This is a genomic window from Cryocola sp. 340MFSha3.1 (assembly GCF_000383315.1).
In the GTDB taxonomy this organism is placed as follows: Bacteria; Actinomycetota; Actinomycetes; order Actinomycetales; family Microbacteriaceae; genus Leifsonia.
Genome location: NZ_KB911087.1, coordinates 2,048,182 through 2,068,098, shown reverse-complemented (window position 1 = coordinate 2,068,098; position 19,917 = coordinate 2,048,182). Strand labels below are relative to the sequence as shown.

The 19,917-nt window shown below is 70.8% G+C and carries 20 protein-coding genes; 10 read left to right on the top strand and 10 right to left on the bottom strand.

The annotated features are described in order from the left end of the window. Positions 1 to 5 precede the first annotated feature (5 nt). Together H284_RS0109890 and H284_RS0109885 are read right to left on the bottom strand one after the other, a co-directional pair. Positions 6 to 272, bottom strand: coding sequence for an HPr family phosphocarrier protein (locus H284_RS0109890; protein WP_018189132.1), 267 nt, complete (start codon positions 270 to 272; stop codon positions 6 to 8). 63 nt (positions 273 to 335) lie between these two features. After that, positions 336 to 644 (bottom strand): PTS sugar transporter subunit IIB, encoded by a 309-nt coding sequence (locus H284_RS0109885; RefSeq protein WP_020076110.1) that lies wholly within the window; start codon positions 642 to 644, stop codon positions 336 to 338. A 165-nt stretch (positions 645 to 809) separates the two neighbouring features. On the opposite strand from H284_RS0109885, the gene H284_RS0109880 reads away from it, so the two are divergent. Then, positions 810 to 2,714 (top strand): BglG family transcription antiterminator, encoded by a 1,905-nt coding sequence (locus tag H284_RS0109880; protein ID WP_020076109.1) that lies wholly within the window; start codon positions 810 to 812, stop codon positions 2,712 to 2,714. Between the two features lie 132 nt (positions 2,715 to 2,846). Here the strand turns inward: H284_RS0109880 and H284_RS0109875 are convergent, their stop codons facing one another. The 4 genes from H284_RS0109875 to nucS all read right to left on the bottom strand — a co-directional run bounded on the left by H284_RS0109875 (position 2,847) and on the right by nucS (position 5,217). After that, complete coding sequence (locus tag H284_RS0109875; RefSeq protein ID WP_020076108.1) at positions 2,847 to 3,284, bottom strand: hypothetical protein; 438 nt, start codon at positions 3,282 to 3,284, stop codon at positions 2,847 to 2,849. A 103-nt stretch (positions 3,285 to 3,387) separates the two neighbouring features. After that, a complete protein-coding gene (locus H284_RS0109870) occupies positions 3,388 to 4,065 on the bottom strand; it encodes an HAD hydrolase-like protein (RefSeq protein WP_018189136.1) in 678 nt (225 codons plus the stop codon). A 37-nt stretch (positions 4,066 to 4,102) separates the two neighbouring features. Continuing rightward, complete coding sequence (locus tag H284_RS0109865) at positions 4,103 to 4,522, bottom strand: SseB family protein (protein ID WP_020076107.1); 420 nt, start codon at positions 4,520 to 4,522, stop codon at positions 4,103 to 4,105. Continuing rightward, on the bottom strand, positions 4,522 to 5,217 hold the full coding sequence (nucS, locus tag H284_RS0109860) for an endonuclease NucS (protein ID WP_018189138.1): 696 nt from the start codon (positions 5,215 to 5,217) through the stop codon (positions 4,522 to 4,524). Before nucS ends, H284_RS0109865 begins: the two co-directional genes overlap by 1 nt. 45 nt (positions 5,218 to 5,262) lie before the next feature. Here nucS and H284_RS0109855 point away from each other — a divergent pair, with 45 nt between their 5' ends. Then, positions 5,263 to 6,309: a lactonase family protein gene (locus tag H284_RS0109855; protein WP_020076106.1), complete on the top strand. Its 1,047-nt coding sequence runs from the start codon at positions 5,263 to 5,265 to the stop codon at positions 6,307 to 6,309. Between the two features lie 41 nt (positions 6,310 to 6,350). Here H284_RS0109855 and H284_RS0109850 read toward each other — a convergent pair whose 3' ends face one another. Further along, positions 6,351 to 7,613: an MFS transporter gene (locus H284_RS0109850; RefSeq protein WP_020076105.1), complete on the bottom strand. Its 1,263-nt coding sequence runs from the start codon at positions 7,611 to 7,613 to the stop codon at positions 6,351 to 6,353. A 69-nt stretch (positions 7,614 to 7,682) separates the two neighbouring features. Between H284_RS0109850 and H284_RS0109845 the strand changes: the two genes are divergently transcribed. Then, the gene (locus tag H284_RS0109845; protein ID WP_020076104.1) at positions 7,683 to 8,774 is read left to right on the top strand and encodes a LacI family DNA-binding transcriptional regulator; all 1,092 of its coding nucleotides are present in this window, start codon (positions 7,683 to 7,685) and stop codon (positions 8,772 to 8,774) included. Positions 8,775 to 8,778: 4 nt separating this feature from the next. Continuing rightward, the gene (locus tag H284_RS0109840) at positions 8,779 to 9,987 is read left to right on the top strand and encodes an amidohydrolase (protein WP_020076103.1); all 1,209 of its coding nucleotides are present in this window, start codon (positions 8,779 to 8,781) and stop codon (positions 9,985 to 9,987) included. 74 nt (positions 9,988 to 10,061) lie between these two features. Here H284_RS0109840 and H284_RS0109835 read toward each other — a convergent pair whose 3' ends face one another. Further along, positions 10,062 to 11,402, bottom strand: a complete 1,341-nt coding sequence (locus H284_RS0109835) for an MATE family efflux transporter (protein ID WP_020076102.1) — start codon at positions 11,400 to 11,402, stop codon at positions 10,062 to 10,064. A gap of 69 nt (positions 11,403 to 11,471) precedes the next feature. On the opposite strand from H284_RS0109835, the gene H284_RS0109830 reads away from it, so the two are divergent. From H284_RS0109830 to H284_RS0109805, 6 genes are all read left to right on the top strand, one after another. Further along, a complete protein-coding gene (locus H284_RS0109830; RefSeq protein ID WP_020076101.1) occupies positions 11,472 to 12,107 on the top strand; it encodes a hypothetical protein in 636 nt (211 codons plus the stop codon). Between the two features lie 106 nt (positions 12,108 to 12,213). Next, positions 12,214 to 13,212 carry a hypothetical protein gene (locus H284_RS20515; RefSeq protein ID WP_020076100.1) on the top strand — a complete coding sequence of 333 codons (999 nt, stop codon included), beginning with the start codon at positions 12,214 to 12,216 and terminating at the stop codon, positions 13,210 to 13,212. A 69-nt stretch (positions 13,213 to 13,281) separates the two neighbouring features. Continuing rightward, the gene (locus H284_RS0109820) at positions 13,282 to 14,217 is read left to right on the top strand and encodes an ABC transporter ATP-binding protein (RefSeq protein ID WP_029042894.1); all 936 of its coding nucleotides are present in this window, start codon (positions 13,282 to 13,284) and stop codon (positions 14,215 to 14,217) included. After that, positions 14,214 to 15,908, top strand: a complete 1,695-nt coding sequence (locus tag H284_RS0109815) for an ABC transporter permease (protein ID WP_020076098.1) — start codon at positions 14,214 to 14,216, stop codon at positions 15,906 to 15,908. Before H284_RS0109820 ends, H284_RS0109815 begins: the two co-directional genes overlap by 4 nt. 14 nt (positions 15,909 to 15,922) lie before the next feature. Continuing rightward, positions 15,923 to 16,396 (top strand): GbsR/MarR family transcriptional regulator, encoded by a 474-nt coding sequence (locus tag H284_RS0109810; protein ID WP_018189148.1) that lies wholly within the window; start codon positions 15,923 to 15,925, stop codon positions 16,394 to 16,396. Between the two features lie 37 nt (positions 16,397 to 16,433). Further along, positions 16,434 to 16,853, top strand: coding sequence for a hypothetical protein (locus H284_RS0109805; RefSeq protein ID WP_231371146.1), 420 nt, complete (start codon positions 16,434 to 16,436; stop codon positions 16,851 to 16,853). Between the two features lie 13 nt (positions 16,854 to 16,866). Here H284_RS0109805 and H284_RS0109800 read toward each other — a convergent pair whose 3' ends face one another. After that, positions 16,867 to 17,775 (bottom strand): serine hydrolase, encoded by a 909-nt coding sequence (locus H284_RS0109800; RefSeq protein WP_020076096.1) that lies wholly within the window; start codon positions 17,773 to 17,775, stop codon positions 16,867 to 16,869. A gap of 159 nt (positions 17,776 to 17,934) precedes the next feature. Continuing rightward, entirely contained in the window at positions 17,935 to 19,911 is a 1,977-nt protein-coding gene (locus H284_RS0109795; RefSeq protein ID WP_020076095.1) for a M13 family metallopeptidase, read from the bottom strand. Positions 19,912 to 19,917 lie beyond the last annotated feature (6 nt).

Below are 19,917 nucleotides of genomic sequence, written 5' to 3'. Positions count from 1 at the left end.
GCCGCTCAGGCGTCGTGGTCCGTGGCCAGGATCACCGCGAGGTCGTCGAGGACCGCCTCGCCGTTGTCCGCGTCGGTGGTGAGCACGATCTTGTCGCCGTGGTCGATGCCCAGCGAGATCACGCCGAGGATGCTGCCGGCGTCGACGGTCTTGCCGCCCTCCTTGGTCAGCTTCACCTTCGCGCCCGAGCTGTTGACCGCCTCCACGAAGAGCTTCGCCGGGCGGGCGTGCAGCCCGTGCGTCGATCCGACCGTGATGATCCGTTCAGCCATGGTTGTGGTCTCCTTCGTTCCGTGATGGCCTGGTGGCCGCCGCCATTCCGTATGCGGCTCTGCTCATAGTGCCGCCGCCTTGGCGTTGAGAGCCAGGTCCAGGGCGCGCTCGCCGTCGAGGGCGGCCGGGGAGACGGGGGGAAGCACGGCGACGGCGGTGCCGGTGGCGGCGGCCCGCTCACGGATCGCCGGGACGGCCGACTCGAGGTGCGCGCCGACGAGGACGACATCCACTCCGGCGAGGGACTCCAGCTGGCTCGCACTCCCCGGCTGGACCTCGATGATCGCCCCGCGCTCACGGGCGGCACTGCGCAGCTTGACGGCCACGAAGGTGCTGGACGCACCGGCGCCGCAGACGACCACGATCTTCATCGATCCTTGCCTTTCGTGCTGGGTGGAGCTCATGGAACGTCAGCAATGCTCGCTCGCTGTGCGCCCGCGCTCCAGCAGCGTTTCTTCCGGGGGTGCGGAAAATTGGCCGGAAGCGCACGGCGGCACCCTACGGGGTGGTTGACTCGTCGGGAAAGGTGGTCGCTGGTGGCGCTCTCGGCGAAGCAGACGAGGATGCTCGACATCCTCGCGCGTCGTGCTGCCTGGGTGACGGCTGCCGAGCTCGCGCACGACATCGGGGTGACGACCCGGAGCATCCGCAGCTACGCGGCAGCGCTCGGCGATGTCGTCGAGTCCGGATCGAACGGCTACCGCGTCAAGCCCGATGCCTACGCGGCCTACCTGGCGGGCGACGGCACCTCGGAGACCGGAACGGCGGGCTCCCCGCAGGAACGGCTCGTCTTCCTCGCCCGGCGCCTGCTCGACGAGCCGGACGGAATCGACGTCTACGAGACGGCCGAGAGCCTGTTCGTCAGCGACTCCACGATCGAGTCGGACCTGACGAGGATGCGCGGCCTCCTCTCCGGCACGGAGCTCGCCCTCGAACGCCACGGCGCCGTGGTGCAGCTCCTCGGGCCCGAGATCGCGCGGCGGAAGCTGCTCAGCCGGTTGTTCCGCGACGAGATGCGGCAGAGCGTCGTCGACGTCGCCCGCATCCAGGAGGCGTTCGGATCGAGCGGTCTGGTCGACTTCAAGTCCGACCTCGTCGCGATGCTCGACGCGCGCGGCTTCTTCGTCAACGAGTACGGCATCAACGACGTCCTCCTGCACATGGCGGTCGCTCTCGACCGCGTCGCGAAGGATCGGGTGCTCCCCGCTGTCGAGGAGCCGGAGGCGAGCGAGACCATCCGCTCACTCGCGCATGACCTGGGGCAGCTGATCGAACGGCATTTCGGCACGGCGCTCGACACGACCGAGCTGCGCTACCTGGCCATCCTCATGCGCACGCGCGTCATCGCACCCGGCGCCGGGCGCGACACGGTGGAGGAGTTCGTCAGCCCGGCCGACCTGGCGGTGGTCCGCGGCATCGTGGACCGCGCATCTACCGAGTACCTCGTCGACCTCCACGACGAGAACTTCATCGTCCGCCTCACCCTGCACGTGCAGAACCTGGTGGCCCGGGCGCACGAGAACACCTACTCGCGCAACCCGCTCACCCGGTCGATCAAGAGCTCGTATCCGATGATCTACGAGCTCGCCGTCTACATCGCCAGCCGGCTGCAGTCGGCCGAGGGCATCGAGGTCAACGACGACGAGATCGCCTACATCGCGATGCACGTCGGCGCCTATCTCGAGCAGCAGTCACGGCGGCGGGATGCGGTCACCTGTGCGGTGGTGTGCCCCAACTACTACGACATGCACATCCTGCTGCGCGACCGGCTGGAGAGCACCCTCGGCGACGAGCTCGACATCACCAGCGTCATCACGTCGACAGACGCCGACTGGGACGCCATCGATGCCGACCTGGTGCTGACCACCATCGACCCGCGCGGGCGGCGGGAGAACACGGTCATCGTGCAGCCGTTCCTCACCGAGACCGACGTGGAGCACATCCGTCAGGCCGCGTCCCGCATCCGCCGTCAGCGCCACCGCGCGCGGATCAAGAGCGAGCTGCTGGAGTACTTCGACGAGAGCCTGTTCCTGCGGAACTTCTACGCACGCGACCCGATCACGATGATCCGCGCCCTCGGCGACCGGATGATCGCGGCCGGAGCGATCGACCAGGAGTACGTCGACCAGACCGTCGAGCGCGAGCAGATGTCGTCCACGGCGTTCACCGACTCCCTCGCGGTGCCGCACGCCATGACGATGAGCGCACACCGCACCGCGATCGCGATCGTCGTCAACGACACGGCGATCGACTGGGGCGACGCCCGGGTCAACGTGATCGCGTTCATCGCCTTCTCGGCGGCGGGTCGCGCGTCCTTCCAGACGGTCTTCGACCAGTTCGTCGAGGTGTTCTCCGACCGCGAGACCGTGCTCGGCCTCATCCGCCGTGCCGACACCTTCACCGCCTTCATCGACGAACTCGTCCGCATCATCGACGCCTGACCGCCGCCCGCCGCGCCCCGCCCCTACGCACAACCGCCCACCGTCGAGTCCGCAGAAACTGACCGGAAATCGCGTGATTCCGTGCAGTTTTCGCGTAGTCGACGGTGGGCGGCGCGGTGCGAGAAGGAGGTGTTACTGGTTGGCGGTGACGTTGTAGGTCACGGAGACGCCAGGAGTCTTCACCGAGACCGTGTAGGTGTCGTTGGTGTAGACGGCGGACGTGTCGGTGGCGCCGGGCTGCTGCGTGAAGCCCTTGCCCTCGAGCGCGGACTTCGCGTCGGCAAAGCCGTTCTTGCCCGACGGCTGGACGGTGACCGACCAGCCGTTCTCCTTGTCGCCACGGGCGACGACGACGGTGCCGTCGACGACGGGTACTTCGTCCTTCGGGAAGTCGGAGGGCAGTTCCTCGGACTTCGCGTCCTCGGACGAACCGGCCGCCGACGAGGACGACGACGCGGGCGTGTGCGAGGAGACGTAGTTGGTGTTGCCGCCGCTGGAGCAGGCCGCCAGCGAGCCGATAGTGAGGGCCGCCACGATGGCAGCCGGAACGAACGGATTACGTGTGCGCATATGGATTCCTAGTGCTGTATGAAGTGCGGTTTCGCAACACATCAGCCTACCCGTGAGCGCACCGGGCCGCCTAGTCCGTGTCGGTGAACAGTGGCGGAAGCGGTCAGCCGAGCAGCAGAGCGCTCAGCTGGTCGGCGGAGTGCACGACGGCGATCGCCCCGGCGGCCTCGGCCGGTGAACCGTAGCCCCACTCGACGAGGATGGTGGGCAGACCGTGCGCGCCCGCACCCTCGACGTCGTACTGGCGGTCGCCCACCATGACGGTGTGCTCGAGGTCGACGCCGCGCTCGCCGAGGCGGCGCAGAGCCTCGGCCACCACATCCGCCTTGGCGCTGCGGCTCTCGTCGTCGGTCGCGCCGGTGATGACGTCGAAGTACTCGGCCAGGCCGAAGTGCTCGAGGATGCGGGTCGCCTGCGCCTCGGGCTTGCTGGTCGCGATGGCGAGGGGGATCCCGGCCGCGTGCAGACGCTGCAGCAGGCCGCGCACTCCGGGGAAGACGGCGGAGTCGAACGCGCCGTGGGCGGCGTAGTCCTCGCGATAGACGGCGAGGGCGTGGCGTGCGGCCGGCTCGGTCATGCCGCCCAGGCTCTGCAGCGAGTCGAGCAGCGGCGGACCGACGTACTCGAGGAGTTGGGCGGGGGACGGCACCGGCTGGCCGATCGTCGCGAACATGCGGGCGAGCGACGACGTGATGCCGGGTGCGGAGTCGGTGAGGGTGCCGTCGAGGTCGAACAGGACGCAGGTCCAGGTCCGGGTGACGGTGGTGGTCGGGTTGGTCATAGCGGTCCTATGGTATGTGACGTATCTGAAGCCCAGGTCAGCGCTCGCCGAGGGCGGATTCGATGTGAGAACGTGCGACGACCATGGTGTGCGCGGCTCCCGGGTCGAACTGCACGGCGACGAACTCGGCGGTGTGGATGAATCCCAGCGCCTCGTGCGCCGGCACGATGACCGCCTGCACGCGCGCTCCCTCGCCCTCCGCCGACTGGGCGACGGCCGCCCGGAGCGCATTCATCGACGTGAAGAGGGGGAGCACCGCCTCGCCGGTGGTGGAGCTGATGGTGCGAAGCCGGGTGTCCTGCGGAGTGGAGCCGGTCACATCCACCACCAGGCCGCCCTTCACCGCGGCGGCGAGCAGCGCATCCAGGTTCTCTAGGGTCGGCTCGGCGGCGAGGGCGGTCAGGGCCTTGCGGACGGGGACGTTCTCGTAGCTCTGGGGGAAACGCGGCTGGGCCATCAGAACAGCCTGCTGTCGCTGTCGTCGAGGCCGCGCATGGCGTCGTAGTCGAGCACCAGGCAGCGGATGCCGCGGTCTTCCGCCAGCGTGCGCGCTTGCGGCTTGATCTCCTGGGCGGCGAACACGCCGGTGACCGGGGCGAGGTGCGGGTCGCGGTTCATCAGCTCCAGGTAGCGCGTCAGCTGCTCGACGCCGTCGATGTCGCCCCGTCGCTTCAGCTCGACGGCGACCGCAGCTCCCGCGGAGTCGCGGGCGAGGATGTCGACAGGGCCGATCGCGGTCATGTATTCCCGGCGGACCAGCACGTGGCCGTCGCCGAGAAGGTGGATCTGCTCGGCGAGGAGCTTCTGCAGGTGTGCCTCCACGCCGTCCTTCTGCAGACCCGGGTCGATGCCGAGGTCGTGCGCGGTGTCGCTGATGATCTCGTGGATGGACACGACGAGCATGTCGGCGGTCTTCGCCTGGGTGACGCGCCAGACCTCGCGGATCCCGGCCGCGCGCTGCAGCTCGTCGGGCTCGTCGACGGTCAGCGTGCACGGCGGGCTCATCCAGTTGAGCGGCTTGTACGACCCGCCGTCGGAGTGGACGAGGAGGCTGCCGTCGGCCTTCAGCATCAGCAGCCGTGTCGCCAGCGGCAGGTGCGCGCTGAGCCGCCCCGCATAGTCGACGGAGCAGTTGGCAATGACGAGGCGCACCGCAACATCCTAAGTGCAGCCGGGGACGGTGGTTGGATGGTCGGCATGGCCTACGAGCTTCTCATCGGCACCTACACCGAACGCCTCCCGCACGTCGACGGTCACGCCGAGGGTGTGCTCAGCGCCCGCTTCGACGGGTCGGACGTGACCGATGTGTCGGTCGCGGCGCGGGTGGCGAACCCGTCCTGGGTGACGGCCGCGCCCGGTGGTGAGCACGTGTACGCGGTCAGCGAGACGGAGCCCGACGGTGGCCTCGTCGCCTTTGCCCGCGCGGCCGACGGCTCGCTGACGGAGCTGGGCTCGGCGTCGAGCGGCGGGCCGTCTCCGGCGCACGCGGTGGTGCACCCGAGCGGGCGATTCCTCATCGCGGGGACGTACGGCGGCGGCACGGTGTCGGTGTTCGCTCTCGCCGCTGACGGATCGCTCGGAGAGCGCACCGCATTCGTGCGGCACGAGGGCCGCGGACCCGACCCGGAGCGGCAGGATGCGCCGCACGTGCACCAGCTGAGCGTCGACCCGGTGAGCGGCGATGTCGTCGTCGTGGATCTCGGCATCGGCGAGGTGCGCTGGTATGCGTTCTCGGATGCCGGCGCGCTGACCTTCCGCCCCGAGGCGACCGTTGTGCTCGGCTCGGCCGGCCCGCGGCACCTGGCGTTCCATCCCGACGGCCGTCACGTGGTGCTGGTGAACGAGCTCGATTCCAGCGCCGACGTGCTGCGGCGGGAGGGCGACCGCTTCGTGCGGGTGCAGAGCACGACGACCCGGGCCGACGGGGCCGACGGCGACAACCTGACCGCCGCCGTGTGCATCAGCGACTCCGGCCGCACGGTGCTGGTGAGCAACCGCGGGGATGACGCGGTCGCGATCTTCGCGTTCGACGCCGAGGCGTCGCGGCTGCGTCTGGTGGACTCCGTCGCGGTCGGTGGCCGCACGCCGCGTGACCTCGTGATCGCGCCCGGAGGCGACCGGGTGCTGGCGGCCTGCCAAGACAGCGACGAGATCGCGGTGCTCGCGTTCGACGATGCCGAGCGCAGCCTCCGTCTGCTCGGGACCTCGCCCGTCCCGACCCCGGTCTGCCTCCGCTTCGTCTAGCGCGGCGTCAGGTCGAGCGCGGCGTCAGCTTTCGCGCTGCATCAGGCGGGGTCGGGGGAGGCGGCGCGGCGCTCCGCGGGCGCGTCGACCGGGCGCACGGCGGGTGCCGCCAGGAACGCGGCGACCAGCAGCGCGAGCACGAGGAACAGCGCGTTCAGGAGGCCGAAGTGCTGGCCGAGGAAGCCGATCAGCGGCGGACCGGCCAGGAAGGCGCAGTAGCCGATGATCGCGACCGCGGAGACGCGTGCGGCGGGGTTCGCGGCGCCGTCGGCGGCCGCCGACATCCCGAGCGGGAAGCCGAGCGAGACGCCGAACCCCCAGAGCACGGTTCCGATGACGACCAGCCACATCGGGCCGCCGACGATGAACAGCACAAGGCCGACGGCACCCATGCCGGCGGTGATCCGGATGGCATTGACGCGGCCGATGCGGTCGACGATCGGGCCGCCGACGACCCGGCCGACGGTCATCGCGACCACGAAGAAGCCGAACACGAGCGCGCCGACGGAGTTGGCCTGACCATGACCGTCGACGACGGCCAGCGAGATCCAGTCGTTCGCCGAGCCCTCGCCGAACGCCATGCCGAGCATGACGACGCCGATGAGGATGAGCCGCCAGTCGGCCCAGACGGCGAGCGAGGTGCGCATGCGCTCGCCGAACGGGATGCGCTCCTTCTCGGCCGCCTCGTCGCCGAGTTCGGCCTCGCGCGGGATGTAGCGGACGGCCACGATCGCGATCGCGACGATGACCACGGCCGTCCCGAGCAGGTGCCAGACGACCGCGACCCCGAGCGCTGCGGCCGCCGCACCGATGCCGGCGCCGAGCACCGTGCCGAGGCTGAAGCACGCGTGCATGAGCGGCAGAAGCGTCTTCCCGATCTCACGCTCGACGGCGGTGGCCTCGACGTTCATCATCACGTCGACCATGCCGTTGCCGAAGCCGAGCAGGATGAGCCCGACGGCGACCGAAGGGATGGAGTGGAAGGTCGTCGCTCCGAAGCCGATGAACAGGATGCCGATGGCGACGATCACGAGGCCGGCGACCATCCCGCGATGCGGACCGAAGCGGACCAGGATGGGGGAGGAGACGGTGAGGCCGAGGATGGCGCCCACCGACATCCCGAGGATGAGGAGCCCGACGGCCGAGGGGTCCTTGCCCAGTCCCAGGTCGTCGCGGATGCCCGGGATGCGGGCCACCCAGGTCGCGAGGGCGAGCCCGGAGAGGATGAAGATGACGAAGACCGCGTTGCGCCATGCGGTGAGCTCCCGACGGGAGCGCGTGGTGGTCGAGATCGGCTGTGACATCGGGCGAATTCCTGTGGGTTCGTCTGCTCGAATCGTTTCGATCGAAACGATTCGACTAAGCTACCACACGTGAACGAACCCAGCACAGCCCCCGCGAGCGTCCGGCCCACCCTGGCCGCGGTCGCCCGCCTGGCCGGTGTGTCGAACTCCACCGCATCGCTCGCGTTCTCCGGAACAGGCCCGGTCTCTGACGCCACCCGCGAGCGCGTGCTCGCCGCCGCGAAGCGTCTCAACTACGCCGGGCCCGACCCGCGGGCGCGGTCACTGCGCCGCGGTCGCTCGGGCATCGTCGGTGTCGTGATGGAGGAGCGCGTGCGCGACGCCTTCCGCGACCCCATCAAGATCGCCCTGCTCGACGGCATCACGGAGGAGATCGGCGCGATCGACGCGGGCCTCCTCATCCTCACCGACGCCGGCGAGGCCGCGCAGCGGATCGAGGACGCCCCGATGGATGCGGTCGTGCTTGTCGGCTGCAGCCCGCGTCTCGACGAGTCGGTGGCGACTCTCCGCCAGCGCGGCATCCCGCTCGTCGCGATCGAGGGAGACCCGGCCGACGGCGTCCCGACGATCGGTCAGGACAACCGGGAGGCCACCCGCGTCGCCGCCCAGCACCTCTACGACCTCGGCCACCGCGACGTCTCGGTGGTGACGCTGTCGCTCACCCGCGATCGCGCGCGCGGACCGCTGACACCGGACCGCCTGGCGGCGGCCAGCTCCACCACCGCGCTCGACCGGCTCGCCGGCGCCCGGGACGTCTTCCCGGACGCCCCCGGCTGGGTCACGCGCGGGTCGTTCGTGGAGGAAGGACGCGCCGCCGGCCGTGCCCTCCTCGCCGACGCGCGGCACCGGCCGACCGCCGTCATCGCCCAGAGCGACCTGCTGGCCGCGGGCGTCATCCGTGCGGCCGAGGAGCTGGGTCTGGAAGTGCCGTGGGATGTCAGCGTCGTCGGTTTCGACGGTGTGCGCGTCGACGGCCTCTGGCCGTACGACCTCACGACCCTCGTTCAGCCCGCCGTCGAGAAGGGGCGCGCCGCGGGGCGGGCTGTCGTCGAGATGCTGGAGGGCGGCGAGCCGATTCCCTCCACATTCACGAGCGTTTTCCACCAGGGCAACACAACGGCGGCTCCACGGGTCTCCTCGGGGGCGCCGGTCGTAGGCTGACGGCATGGATCTCGAAGCCCTCTACCGCGACCTTCACGCCCACCCCGAACTCGCCTTCACCGAGCACCGCACGGCCGACATCGTCGCCGAGCGGCTGGCCGAACTGGGGCTCGAGGTGCACACCGGCATCGCCACGACGGGCGTCGTGGGCGTCCTGCGCAACGGCGACGGCCCGACCGTGCTGCTGCGGGCCGACATGGATGCGCTCCCCGTTCGCGAGCAGACCGGGCTCCCGTGGGCCTCGACCGAGACGGTGACCGACGAGGCGGGCAACGCCGTGCCGCTGATGCACGCGTGCGGCCACGACATCCACATCACCTGCCTGCTCGGTGCCGTCGAGGCGCTGAACGACTCGCGCGGCGAGTGGTCCGGAACCCTCGTCGCCCTCTTCCAGCCTGCTGAGGAGCACGGCGGCGGAGCTCAGGTGATGGTCGACGACGGTCTGTATGAGAAGGTGCCGGTTCCGGATGTCGTGCTGGGGCAGCACGTGCTGCCGTACCCGGCCGGGATGGTCGGCGCGCACCCCGGTGCGGCCATGGCGGCGGTCGACACGATGGAGGTAACGCTCCACGGGCGCGGCGGTCACGGATCCCGGCCCGAGACGACGATCGATCCGGTGGTGATGGCGGCGGCGACGGTCATGCGCCTGCAGACGGTCGTGTCGCGCGAGATCTCGCCGCAGGACACCGCCGTCGTGACGGTCGGCAGCCTCCACGCCGGCACCAAGAACAACATCATCGCGGCCGAAGCCACGCTCGGGATCAGTGTGCGCAGCTTCAACGAGGAGGTCCGGCAGCGCGTGCTGGACGGCGTCCACCGCGTCATCGCGGCGGAGTCGCAGGCGTCCGGCGCCCCGAAGGCTCCGGATATGGAGTGGGGGGAGCGCTACCCCGTCACTGTGAACGACCCCGAGTCGACAGAGCGGGTCAATGCGGCCTTCGCGGCCGAGTTCGGGGCCGATCGGGTGCTGCACCCCGGCGCGCTCTCCGGCAGTGAGGACGTCGGCAATCTCGCGACCGCGGCCGGCGCCCCGCTGGTCTACTGGATGCTCGGAGGGGCCGACCCGGAGACGGTGCTCACCGCGATGGCGGCGGGCACGGTCGACACCGACATCCCGACCAACCACTCGCCGTTCTTCGCGCCGCTTCCGCAGCCGACGATCGACACCGGGGTCCGGGCGCTCGTGGTCGCTGCGCGGGAGTGGCTGGCGTAGGGGCTCGCGGGGAGCATCGGCGCGGCCGTGCCGTCTGCGCCGGCGGGGGAGGCGTAGCGGCCGAAGCGTGAGGGTCAGACCGTCGCGCCCGCACGCATCCACGTGCGGCCGCGAGCGCGCAGACCGAGCGTGAGCGCGCGGGCGCCGAGGTAGCCGAAGGCGAACGCTGCGGTCAGGGCGGCCAGGCCGGTCGCATCGTGCCCGCCCCAGACGGCGGCGGCGACCGCGAGCGGGACGAAAACAGCCACGTTCGCGAGGCCGGTGAGGGCGAGATACCGGGCGTCTCCGGCACCGATGAGCACCCCGTCGAGCACGAACACGTAGCCGCCCAGCGGGGAGCCTGCGCCGACGATCGCCAGCGACAGGGGCAGCAGCGCGGCGACCGACGGATCGCTCGTGAAGATGCCCGCCGCGACAGGGCTCAGCGCGATCGTCACCAGGCCGAGAACCGCGCCCGCGCCGATTCCCCACTGCACGCACCGGCGCAGCACCGCACGGACGTTCTCGAGGTCGCCGGCCCCCAGCCCCTTCCCGATGAGTGCCTGCGCGGCGATGGCGAGGGCGTCGAGGGCGAAGGCGAGAGTCGCGAACACGGTCATCGTGACCTGGAAGGCGGCGAGTTCGTCCGGTCCGAGACGGGTGGCGGCGAAGACCGCCAGCAGCATGGCCGCACGCAGGCTCGCCGTGCGGAGGAACAGCCAGCCGCCGGCACGCGCCGTCCGGCCGATGCCGGTGTGATGGGGCAGGAGGGAGGCCCCGACCCGGCGGGCGTGACGGGCCACGATGATCGCGTACACCAGCACCATCGCCCACTGCGCCGCGACGGTACCGAGCGCCGACCCGCGGATGCCGAGTCCGGCGACATAGATGAACAGGTAGTTGAGCACGATGTTCGCGGCGAAGCCCGCGACCGCGACGGCGAGTGGCGTGCGGGTGTCCTGGAGGCCGCGCAGCAGTCCGGTCGCGGCATAGACCAGCAACATGGCCGGGAGTCCCAGCATGGACAGGCTCAGGTACTGCGTCGCCTGCTCGCTGACCTCGGACGACGCTCCGAACAGACTCACCAGGAACGGCGAGGCCGCCCACCCCGCGCCGGCGAGCACCACTCCGAGCACGAGCGCGAGCCAGCAGCCGTCCACGCCCGCCGCGACCGCACCGCGCTCGTCGCCCGCTCCCAGCCGGCGCGCGACAGCGGGAGTCGTGCTGTAGGCGAGGAACACCATCAGCCCAACGATCGTCTGCAGCACCGCACTCGCGATGCCGAGACCCGCGAGGGGCGCGACCCCGAGGTGCCCGACCATCGCCGAGTCGGCCAGAAGGAAGATCGGCTCCGCCACCAGAGCCCCGAGAGCGGGAACGGCGAGGCGGAGGATCTCGCGGTCGACCGGGCGGCGGAGAAGGGTGCTCACGACCATCCACGCTAGCCCGGGCCGCCGACGTCGTGTCGTCGGACCGATGTCGGTGGCCCTTCCTACAGTGGAGCCATGAGCCACCTGATGCCGGAACCCCTCGCGACCTGGACCTGGCGGCTCGAGCGCGTGCGCAACGGTCGCACGGTGCTCACCCGGGCCCAGGCGGCGACCGCGCGCACCGACCTCGTGAACGACCGCGCCGCGCATCCGGCCGACTACCCCGACTACGAGGAGGAGTACGCGACGGCTCTCGACGAGCTCGAGGTGCTGTCGCGGCAGGCCAACCGGCACGACGACCTCCTGTCGGTCATGGCGGCGGACCGGCGCGCGGCCGAGCGAGAGGCCGCCGCGAGCGGGACGGCGTCGGCCGGTGGGTCGACCAGCACGTCGGCAGCTCGCTCCCTCACGTCCCTCGCCACCGAGCACGACCGGGTGGCGAAGGGGCTGCCGGAGGCGCTCGACCAGTGGGTACACCGGCTGATCCGGTACCGCGCGGGCGTGAAGATCATCACACCGATCGAGGCGGCGCGGGCTGAGATCCGTCTGCGCAACGAGGCAGACCTGCAGCCCGCCGCATACCGCACGGGCGTCGCCGCGGCGTACTACAACCGGGTGATCCGTGAACTCGGCGAGATCGCCACGGCGGAGCGTCCGGGCCGTCGGGATGCTCCCGGGCTGGCGCGCGGGCTCGGCGCGGCGCTCGTCTGATCGGTTCCCGCGTGAGGTCGCGCCGGCCGTGTCCTCAATGGCGGGTCGCGGCTCGGCGAACCGCCACTACGATCGAGCCATACGCGTGAGCTGAACGGGGGGCGCGGTGAGTCCGAACGAGGCGGCAGAACTGCTGGGGGTGTCGCCGGGAGCGACACGCGACGAGGTGGAGCGCACCTATCAGGCGCGGCTCGCTGAGGCTGGTGGCGACCCGCAGCGCCGTGATGCCCTGACCGCGGCACGGGATGCGCTGGTCGCGGCATCCGCCTGGCAGCCGCCCTACCCGCAGAACGCGACGCAGCCGTATCCGCCGCAGAGCGCTCCCGCTCAGCCGACGCAGCCGTATCCGCCGCAGAATGCGCCGACCCAGCCGCGGCCTCCCTTCGCCCCGCAGCAGCCGTACGGCGCGGCGCCCCAGACGCCGAGCGGAGGGTCATACCCCGGCGCAGCGCAGGGCGGCTACCCGCCGCCCGGCTATCCGCAACAGGGCTACGCCCAGCCCGGCCAGCCGCAACCCGGCCAGCCCCAGCCCGGGCAACCCGCGCCGGGCTACGGCCCCGGTGCCTTCGGTGCGTACCAGGGCTACCCGCCCCCGCCACCCCGCAAGCGCATGTCGACCGGCGCCATCGTGGGCATCACGGTGGGCGGGATCGTCGGCGGCCTCGCCATCCTGCTGGTCGCGGTGCTCGTCATCGTCTCGATCGGCGCCAGCACCAGCCGGATCGCGCAGGCCGAGAGCAGCTCCAGCGCCTCACCGTACGAGAGCGACCCAGGCGACGGCTCGTCCGACGACCCGTCCGAGGAGCCATCGGACCCGGGCTCCGGCGACCCCGGTTCCGAGGATTCCGAGGTCGACGATTACGACGTCGACGGCGTTCACGTCCACTACGTCGACGGCTGGACCTTCGAGCTCACGCCCGGCCAGACCTGCGCCGGCGCGACCGTCACCGCCACGTTCGCCGACACCCCGGAGGGCGAGACGCTCGACTCGTGGACCACCACGGTCGACCTCGAGGCCGGGGTCCCGTACGACCTGACCATCCCCGACAGCGCCTCCGAGTACGACTACGCGGGCATCGAGTCGGTCCAGTGCGGCCAGGCGTGACACAGCGGCGCTGACACGCCAGAAAACACAACTTTCACAAATTACTGAAAAAGGCGTAGCATCCCGCCCATGGATGCAGTGATCGACGTCGCCGGTCTCGAGAAGAGATTCGGCCGCGTACGTGCTCTCGATGGCCTCGACCTGACGGTGACGCCGGGCGAGGTTCACGGCTTCCTCGGCCCGAACGGAGCGGGGAAGTCGACCACGATCCGAGTCCTGCTGGGTCTCGCCCGGGCCGACGGCGGCCACGCCACCGTCTTCGGGGGCGACCCGTGGAAGGACGCGGTCGCTCTGCACCGCCGCCTCGCGTACGTCCCGGGCGACGTGAGCCTCTGGCCCAACCTCTCCGGCGGAGAGGCGATCGACCTCCTCGCGCGTCTGCGCGGCGGCACCGCCGATCATGCGCAGTACGCCGCGCGCAAGAAGCGCCTCATCGACGTGTTCCAGCTCGATCCGACCAAGAAGGGCCGCGCCTACTCGAAGGGCAACCGGCAGAAGGTGGCCCTGGTCGCCGCGTTCGCGACGCCGGCCGACCTGTACATCCTCGACGAGCCGACCAGCGGACTCGATCCGTTGATGGAGGCGGTGTTCGACGCCGAGATCCAGCGCGTCGCGGCGGAGGGTGCGACGGTGCTGCTGTCGAGCCACATCCTGTCGGAGGTGGAGCAGCTCTGCGACAGGGTCAGCATCATCCGTGCCGGCCGGACGGTCGAGACCGGGACCCTCGACGAGCTGCGCCACCTGACCCGCACCGAGTTCTCGTTCAGCGCGGAGGGCGTCGCACAGGATGCGCTGGCGGCCCTCCCCGCCACGCACGACCTGAACGTGCTCAACGGCCGGGTGCGGTTCACGGCGGACAGCGACGCCGTGCCGTCGCTGCTCGGTGCGCTCTCGCGGTTGGAGGTGCGCGGCCTCACCGTCGCGCCGCCGTCGCTGGAGGAGCTGTTCCTCCGTCACTACGGCGACGACGTCACCGCCGATGAACGCGTCGGGGCGTCACGATGAGCTCGACCTTCGCGCCGGACCGTCCGGCGCGCACCGGCGCGGCCGTCCCCCGCGCGACCGCGGGCGCCGTCCTCGGTGCGCTGATGCGCCAGCGCCTGCGCCGCGACCGCTGGCAGATCCTCATCTGGCTCCTGTGCATCGCCCTTCTGGCGATGTTCTCGGCATCCGCCATCGATCAGACCTACGGGGACGCGAACGCGCGCGCGCAGTTGATCCGCCTCGCGATCGCCGACCCGACCATCATCGTGCTCCGGGGGCTGCCGCAGGGCACGTCGCTGGCGGCGGTCGCCTTCTTCGAGATCTACACGTTCCTGGCCCTGCTCGCCGGACTGATGAACACCTTCCTGGCCGTCCGCCATTCACGAGCAGAGGAGGAGTCCGGCCGTGCCGAGCTGGTCGGTTCGACGCCCGCGGGGCGCCTGTTGCCGACCACGGCGACGGTTCTGCATGCTGTCGCGGTGAATGCGGCCCTCGCCGTCGTGACCGCGCTCGGGTTCATCGCCGCCGGACTCCCGGCGTACGGGTCGTTCGTCGCCGGCGCTGCAACCGCCGGGGCCGGGTTCGCCTTCTTCGCGGTCGGCCTGCTGCTCGCCCAGCTAATGAGCACCTCCCGCGGCGCCAACGGCTTCGCGGCCGCGGTAGTCGTCCTCGCCTACCTCGTGCGCGGGATCGGGGATGCGATGGGCGCGCCTTTCGGCGACGGGACGCACCTGCGTTCCGCGTGGCCCACCTGGCTCAGCCCGATCGGATGGGGCGAGCAGTTCGCGCCGTACACCGGTGACGACTGGCGGCCACTGCTCCTGCAGCTCGGTCTCGCCGTCGTGCTGATCGCCGCCGTGTTCGGGCTGCAGGCCGTCCGTGACTCGGGTGCAGGACTCATCCCGGAGCGGGCCGGTAGAGCGACCGCGCGCCCGACACTCGGCGGCGTCTTCGGCCTCGCGTGGCGACTGCAGTGGCCGACCGTGCTCGGCTGGACGATCGGTGGAGCCCTCGGCGGCCTTCTCGCGGGCGCGCTGGGCAGCGTCATCAACAGCTCGATCGCCGACAATCCGGCGCTCTCGGGCATTCGCGACGCGATCGGGCGCATCGGCGGTGGCGGTTCCGGTCCGCTGACCCAGCTGTTCATCTCCGCGATCTTCTCCATCGTGGGTGTGCTCGCGGCGGCGTGTGCGGTGCAGACGGTCATCCGGCTCCGGCAGGAGGAGGCCTCCGGCACCGCCGAACTGGTCATGTCGGCCCCGGTGACCCGGACGCGGTGGCTGTTCTCGTACGTCGCGGTCGGCGTCATCGCGGTGCTGGCGGTGCTGCTCGCGGGGGCCGTCGCCTCCGGACTGTCGGCGGTCGCCGCGGGAGAGGGCGCATCCACCTTCGGCGACTCGTTCGCGGCCGCCGCGGCGCAGGTGCCCGTCGCCCTCGTCTACCTCGGAGTGCTGACGCTGGTGTTCGTGCTCGTCCCGAGCTGGACGGCCCCGGTCGGCTGGGCGGCGCTCGGACTCGGGGCGTTCGTCGGCATCTTCGGCGGGTTGGTCAAGCTGCCGGAGGGCGTGCGGCACCTTTCGCCGTTCGCGGATGCGCCGGTCGTTGTCGGCGACGTCGACTGGACCGGTGGATACTGGATGCTCGGCATCACGGTCGTCGCGCTCGTCGGCGCCGCGGCCCTGATCCGCCGCCGGGATTTCGCGATCGGATAGACGGGACGGTGCCCATGGCCCAGGACGAGGCGGCGCTCGCCGAGGTGATGGAGCACTCCGCTGCCGTGCTGACGGCCGCCGGGTTCCCGAAGATGCCCGCGCGCGTGCTGATGGCCCTCACCGTGACGGAGACGCCCGGGCTGACGGCCGCCGAGCTCGCCGAGCGTCTCGAGGTGAGCCCGGCGGCCATCTCGGGAGCCGTCCGCTACCTGCAGACCCTGGGAATCATCCGGCGTCTTTCGCAGACCGGGAGCCGGCGCGACCGGTACGAGATCCCGAGCGACTGGTACGCCCTCATGGTGCGCAACAGCCCCATCTACGGTGTGCTCGCCGACCAGGCGGAAGCGGGCCTCGCGGCGGTCGGAGACCCGGATTCGCCGGCGACCGAGCGACTGCGCGACATGGCCGGGTTCTACCGCTTCATCCAGGGCCGGCTTCCCGGGATGATCGCCGAGTGGGAGCAGGTGCGCAGCGCCCGCCAGCAATGACCGCACTCGGTCGGAGCCGCGCCGTTATGCTGTTCGCGTGCCACCGGTAGCCGACCTCGGGATGGCGACGGTGGGCCTGTGCGCCGCAGCCGTCGCGGCCTTCGTCGTCGTGGTCATTCGTCGCCGCCGCTCGGCTGCCGAAGCGGCCGACACCGTGGCCTGGGCGACCGCCCGCATCGACGCCCTGACCGGCACGACGTTCGACACCGTCCGCTACCGCGGCGAGGTCCCGCAGCTGGTCTTCGAGGGCGACCTGACGCAGGTGATGACGGTGGATCAACTTCCGACGGTCGTCCGTGGTTCGTCCATCCTTCGAGCGGGCCAGCCGGGCCACCGCCAGGCTCTGGCGGACCTGCGCGGGGAGACGGTCTTCGTCGCGCGCTTCTCGGCCGAGGGCGAACTGGTGCTCGAGTTCGGCGCCGGATCGCTCGTCATCGAACCCTCGACGTCGGCGTGAGCCGGGCGGCGACTCAGAACACGTACTCCAGCAGGTCGAGGCCGACCGCGCGCATCCCCTCGATGACCGCCAGGCGCTCGGGCAGGCTCGTGTCGTCGAAGTAGGTCGAGACGGCGTAGGTGACCCCGGCGCGTGGACCGCGGAGCACGCCGACCTCGCTGCGGACGCCCTCATCCGTCCCCGTCTTGTTGACAAGCAGGATGCCGTGCTCCGGGTGGCGGTGGGAGTGCGGGTCGAGGCCGAACGCACTGGAGACGAGCGAGAAGTCGCTGTTCAGCGACAACCAGGAGATGACGCGCTGGCTGGTGGCCGGGTTGACGATCTCGCCGCGGGCCAGCGCCGAGAACAGCCAGGTCAGCTCGTTCGCGCTGCCGACGGAGAGCTGCGGGGCGTCGTCCGGGCCGCGGTGGTCGCGCACCAGGTCGAGGAGGGCCGTGCGCGTCAGCCCGAGCGACTCGGTGCGGGCACTGACCGCCTCGAGACCAACCCGACGGAGGAGCACGTTCGTGGCGAGGTTGTCGCTGGTCGCACCGACGAGGGCGGCGAGGTCGGCGACCGGGAGGGACGGGACGTGCAGGTGCTGCCAGATGCCGGACTCGCCGGCGATGTCGCGGGTGTCGCGGTCGAGGTGCGCCAGCGGACTGAGCTGACCGGACTGCAGGCGTGCCGCCACTTCGACCAGCAGCAGCACCTTGCCGATGCTCGCGGTCGGCATGACGACGTGATCGTCGACCGAGAACAGCACGGCGCCGGTGGACAGATCCGTCGCCCGGGCGGAGACCTGCACCCCCGAGACAGCGAGCCGGCCGAGTGCGTCGAACCCCCGGCTGAAGGTCTCGGTCGATCCCGGCGCGCGGTGACGGCCGCGGCGGGTGGCTGCCTGCCGGGCCCTCCGTGAGGACTCTTGCGCCTGGATCGTCACTGTGTCGCTGGGTCTTTCTTCCGAGTGCGGTGTACCGGAACTGCGGCGACCGTGCACCGGCCCCGCGGTCGGGGCCGCAGGGGTGCCCGCGGCGACGACAGGGACGATGTTACCCCGTGATCGGGGGTCATGGAGCGGCACGTCTCGATGGTCGCCGGCTCACCAGATGGAGACGCGCTCGGCCGGCGGAAGCCAGAGCCGGTCGCCGTCGCCGACCTGGAAGGTGTCGTAGAAGGCGTCGATGTTGCGGACGATCTGGTTGCAGCGGAACTCGTTCGGCGCGTGCGGGTCGATCGCCAGCAGGCGGATGACCTCCTCGTCGCGGCCCTTCTGCTGCCAGGCCTGCGCCCAGGAGAGGAAGAACCGCTCGGCGCCCGTGAGCCCGTCGATGACGGGAGGCTCTTCGCCGTTCAGCGAGAGCAGGTAGGCCTTCCAGGCGATGCCGAGGCCGCCGAGGTCGCCGATGTTCTCCCCGATGGTGAGGGCACCGTTGACGTGGTGCTCGGGAACTTGGGCCGGGGCGAGTGCGTTGTACTGCTCGATCAGGCTGGCCGTGCGCTCCTCGAAGGCCGCACGGTCCGCCTCGGTCCACCAGTCCTCGAGGCGGCCGTCGCCGTCGAACTTGGAGCCCTGGTCGTCGAAGCCGTGGCCGATCTCGTGCCCGATGACCGCTCCGATGGCGCCGTAGTTGGCTGCGGCATCCCTGTCGGCATCGAAGAACGGGAACTGCAGGATGGCCGCGGGGAACACGATCTCGTTGAAGCCGGGGTTGTAGTACGCGTTGATCGTCTGCGGGGTCATGAACCACTCGTCGCGGTCGATCGGCGAGCCGATCTTGCCCAGCTCGCGCTCGAACTCGAAGAGCGCGGCGGCGCGCACGTTGCCGACGAGGTTCGTCGGGTCGATCTCGAGACGCGAGTAGTCGCGCCACTTCACCGGGTAGCCGATCTTGGGCGTGAACTTCTCGAGTTTGTCGAGGGCGCGCTCCTTGGTCTCCTCGCCCATCCAGTCGAGGGTGCGGATGCTCTGGCGGTACGCCTCGATCAGGTTGGCGACCAGCTCGTCCATCTGCTGCTTGGCTGCGGGCGGGAAGTGGTGCTCGACGTAGATGCGGCCGACCGCTTCGCCCATCGCGCCCTCGACCAGCGAGACGCCGCGCTTCCAGCGCACGCGCATCTGCGGGGTTCCGGTCAGCGTGCGGCCGTAGAAGTCGAAGTTCGCCTCGACGAAGTCGCCCGACAGGTAGGGGGCGGCGCCGTGGATGACCTGCCAGGTCAGCCAGTCGCGCCACGACTCGAGGCGGTCGTCGGTGAGGAGCTCCGCCAGCCCGGCGGTGAACGACGGCTGGCGGAGGACCACCTCGGCCAGCGCTCCCTTCGGGGCGTCCAGCGCCTCCGCCCAGACGTCGAGGTCGGCGGCCTGTCCGGCGGCGGCTCCGCCGGTGAACACGGCCTTGGCGTCGGCCCAGTCGTAGAGGTTGTAGGTCTTCTCCGAGTCGCGGGACGCGACGTTGTCCCAGTGCTTGCCGGCGATCGCGGTCTCGAGGTCGAACACGCGCTGGGCCCGCTCGGGGGCGTCGTCGTAGCCGGCGAGCTCGAACATCTTCTGGATGTGCGCGACGAAGGCCTCGCGGACGGGCGCGAAGCGCTCTTCGCGGAAGTACGACTCGTCCGGCAGCGAGATGCCCGCCTGCTCGAGGAAGACGAGGTAGCGCCCCGGGTCGCCCGGGTCGTTGTCGACGAACAGCTGGTAGAACCCGCCGAGGCCGCGACGCTCCAGCTTCGCGATGGTCTGAAGCAGGCTCGGGATGCTGTCGACGCCCTCCGCGAAGGTCAGCTCGTCGCGGATCGCCTCCACGCCGAGAGCGTCGATGCGCTCCTCGTCCATGAAGCTCGTGTAGAGGTCGCCGAACTTTCGCTCCTCGGTGCCCTCCGGCGCGTTCTGCGCCTTCTCGACGATCTCGTGGACGGCGGTCTCCGACTCCTCGGCGAGGATCATGAACGAGCCCCAGCGCGCCTTGTCGGCCGGAATCTCGGTGGCCTCGAGCCACTTCCCGTTCACGTGCCGGAAGAGGTCGTCCTGCGGACGGACGGCCGGGTCGAGTTCGTCGGTGCGGATGCCGGAGTCGAGCGTCATGCGCCC

Coding starts and splice junctions, on each gene's coding strand:
- H284_RS0109890 (WP_018189132.1), bottom strand. CDS start 272: ATGGCTGAACGGATCATCACGGTCGGATCGACGCACGGGCTGCACGCC.
- H284_RS0109885 (WP_020076110.1), bottom strand. CDS start 644: ATGAAGATCGTGGTCGTCTGCGGCGCCGGTGCGTCCAGCACCTTCGTG.
- H284_RS0109875 (WP_020076108.1), bottom strand. CDS start 3,284: ATGCGCACACGTAATCCGTTCGTTCCGGCTGCCATCGTGGCGGCCCTC.
- H284_RS0109870 (WP_018189136.1), bottom strand. CDS start 4,065: ATGACCAACCCGACCACCACCGTCACCCGGACCTGGACCTGCGTCCTG.
- H284_RS0109865 (WP_020076107.1), bottom strand. CDS start 4,522: ATGGCCCAGCCGCGTTTCCCCCAGAGCTACGAGAACGTCCCCGTCCGC.
- H284_RS0109855 (WP_020076106.1), top strand. CDS start 5,263: ATGGCCTACGAGCTTCTCATCGGCACCTACACCGAACGCCTCCCGCAC.
- H284_RS0109850 (WP_020076105.1), bottom strand. CDS start 7,613: ATGTCACAGCCGATCTCGACCACCACGCGCTCCCGTCGGGAGCTCACC.
- H284_RS0109840 (WP_020076103.1), top strand. CDS start 8,779: ATGGATCTCGAAGCCCTCTACCGCGACCTTCACGCCCACCCCGAACTC.
- H284_RS0109835 (WP_020076102.1), bottom strand. CDS start 11,402: ATGGTCGTGAGCACCCTTCTCCGCCGCCCGGTCGACCGCGAGATCCTC.
- H284_RS0109830 (WP_020076101.1), top strand. CDS start 11,472: ATGAGCCACCTGATGCCGGAACCCCTCGCGACCTGGACCTGGCGGCTC.
- H284_RS0109820 (WP_029042894.1), top strand. CDS start 13,282: ATGGATGCAGTGATCGACGTCGCCGGTCTCGAGAAGAGATTCGGCCGC.
- H284_RS0109815 (WP_020076098.1), top strand. CDS start 14,214: ATGAGCTCGACCTTCGCGCCGGACCGTCCGGCGCGCACCGGCGCGGCC.
- H284_RS0109810 (WP_018189148.1), top strand. CDS start 15,923: ATGGCCCAGGACGAGGCGGCGCTCGCCGAGGTGATGGAGCACTCCGCT.
- H284_RS0109795 (WP_020076095.1), bottom strand. CDS start 19,911: ATGACGCTCGACTCCGGCATCCGCACCGACGAACTCGACCCGGCCGTC.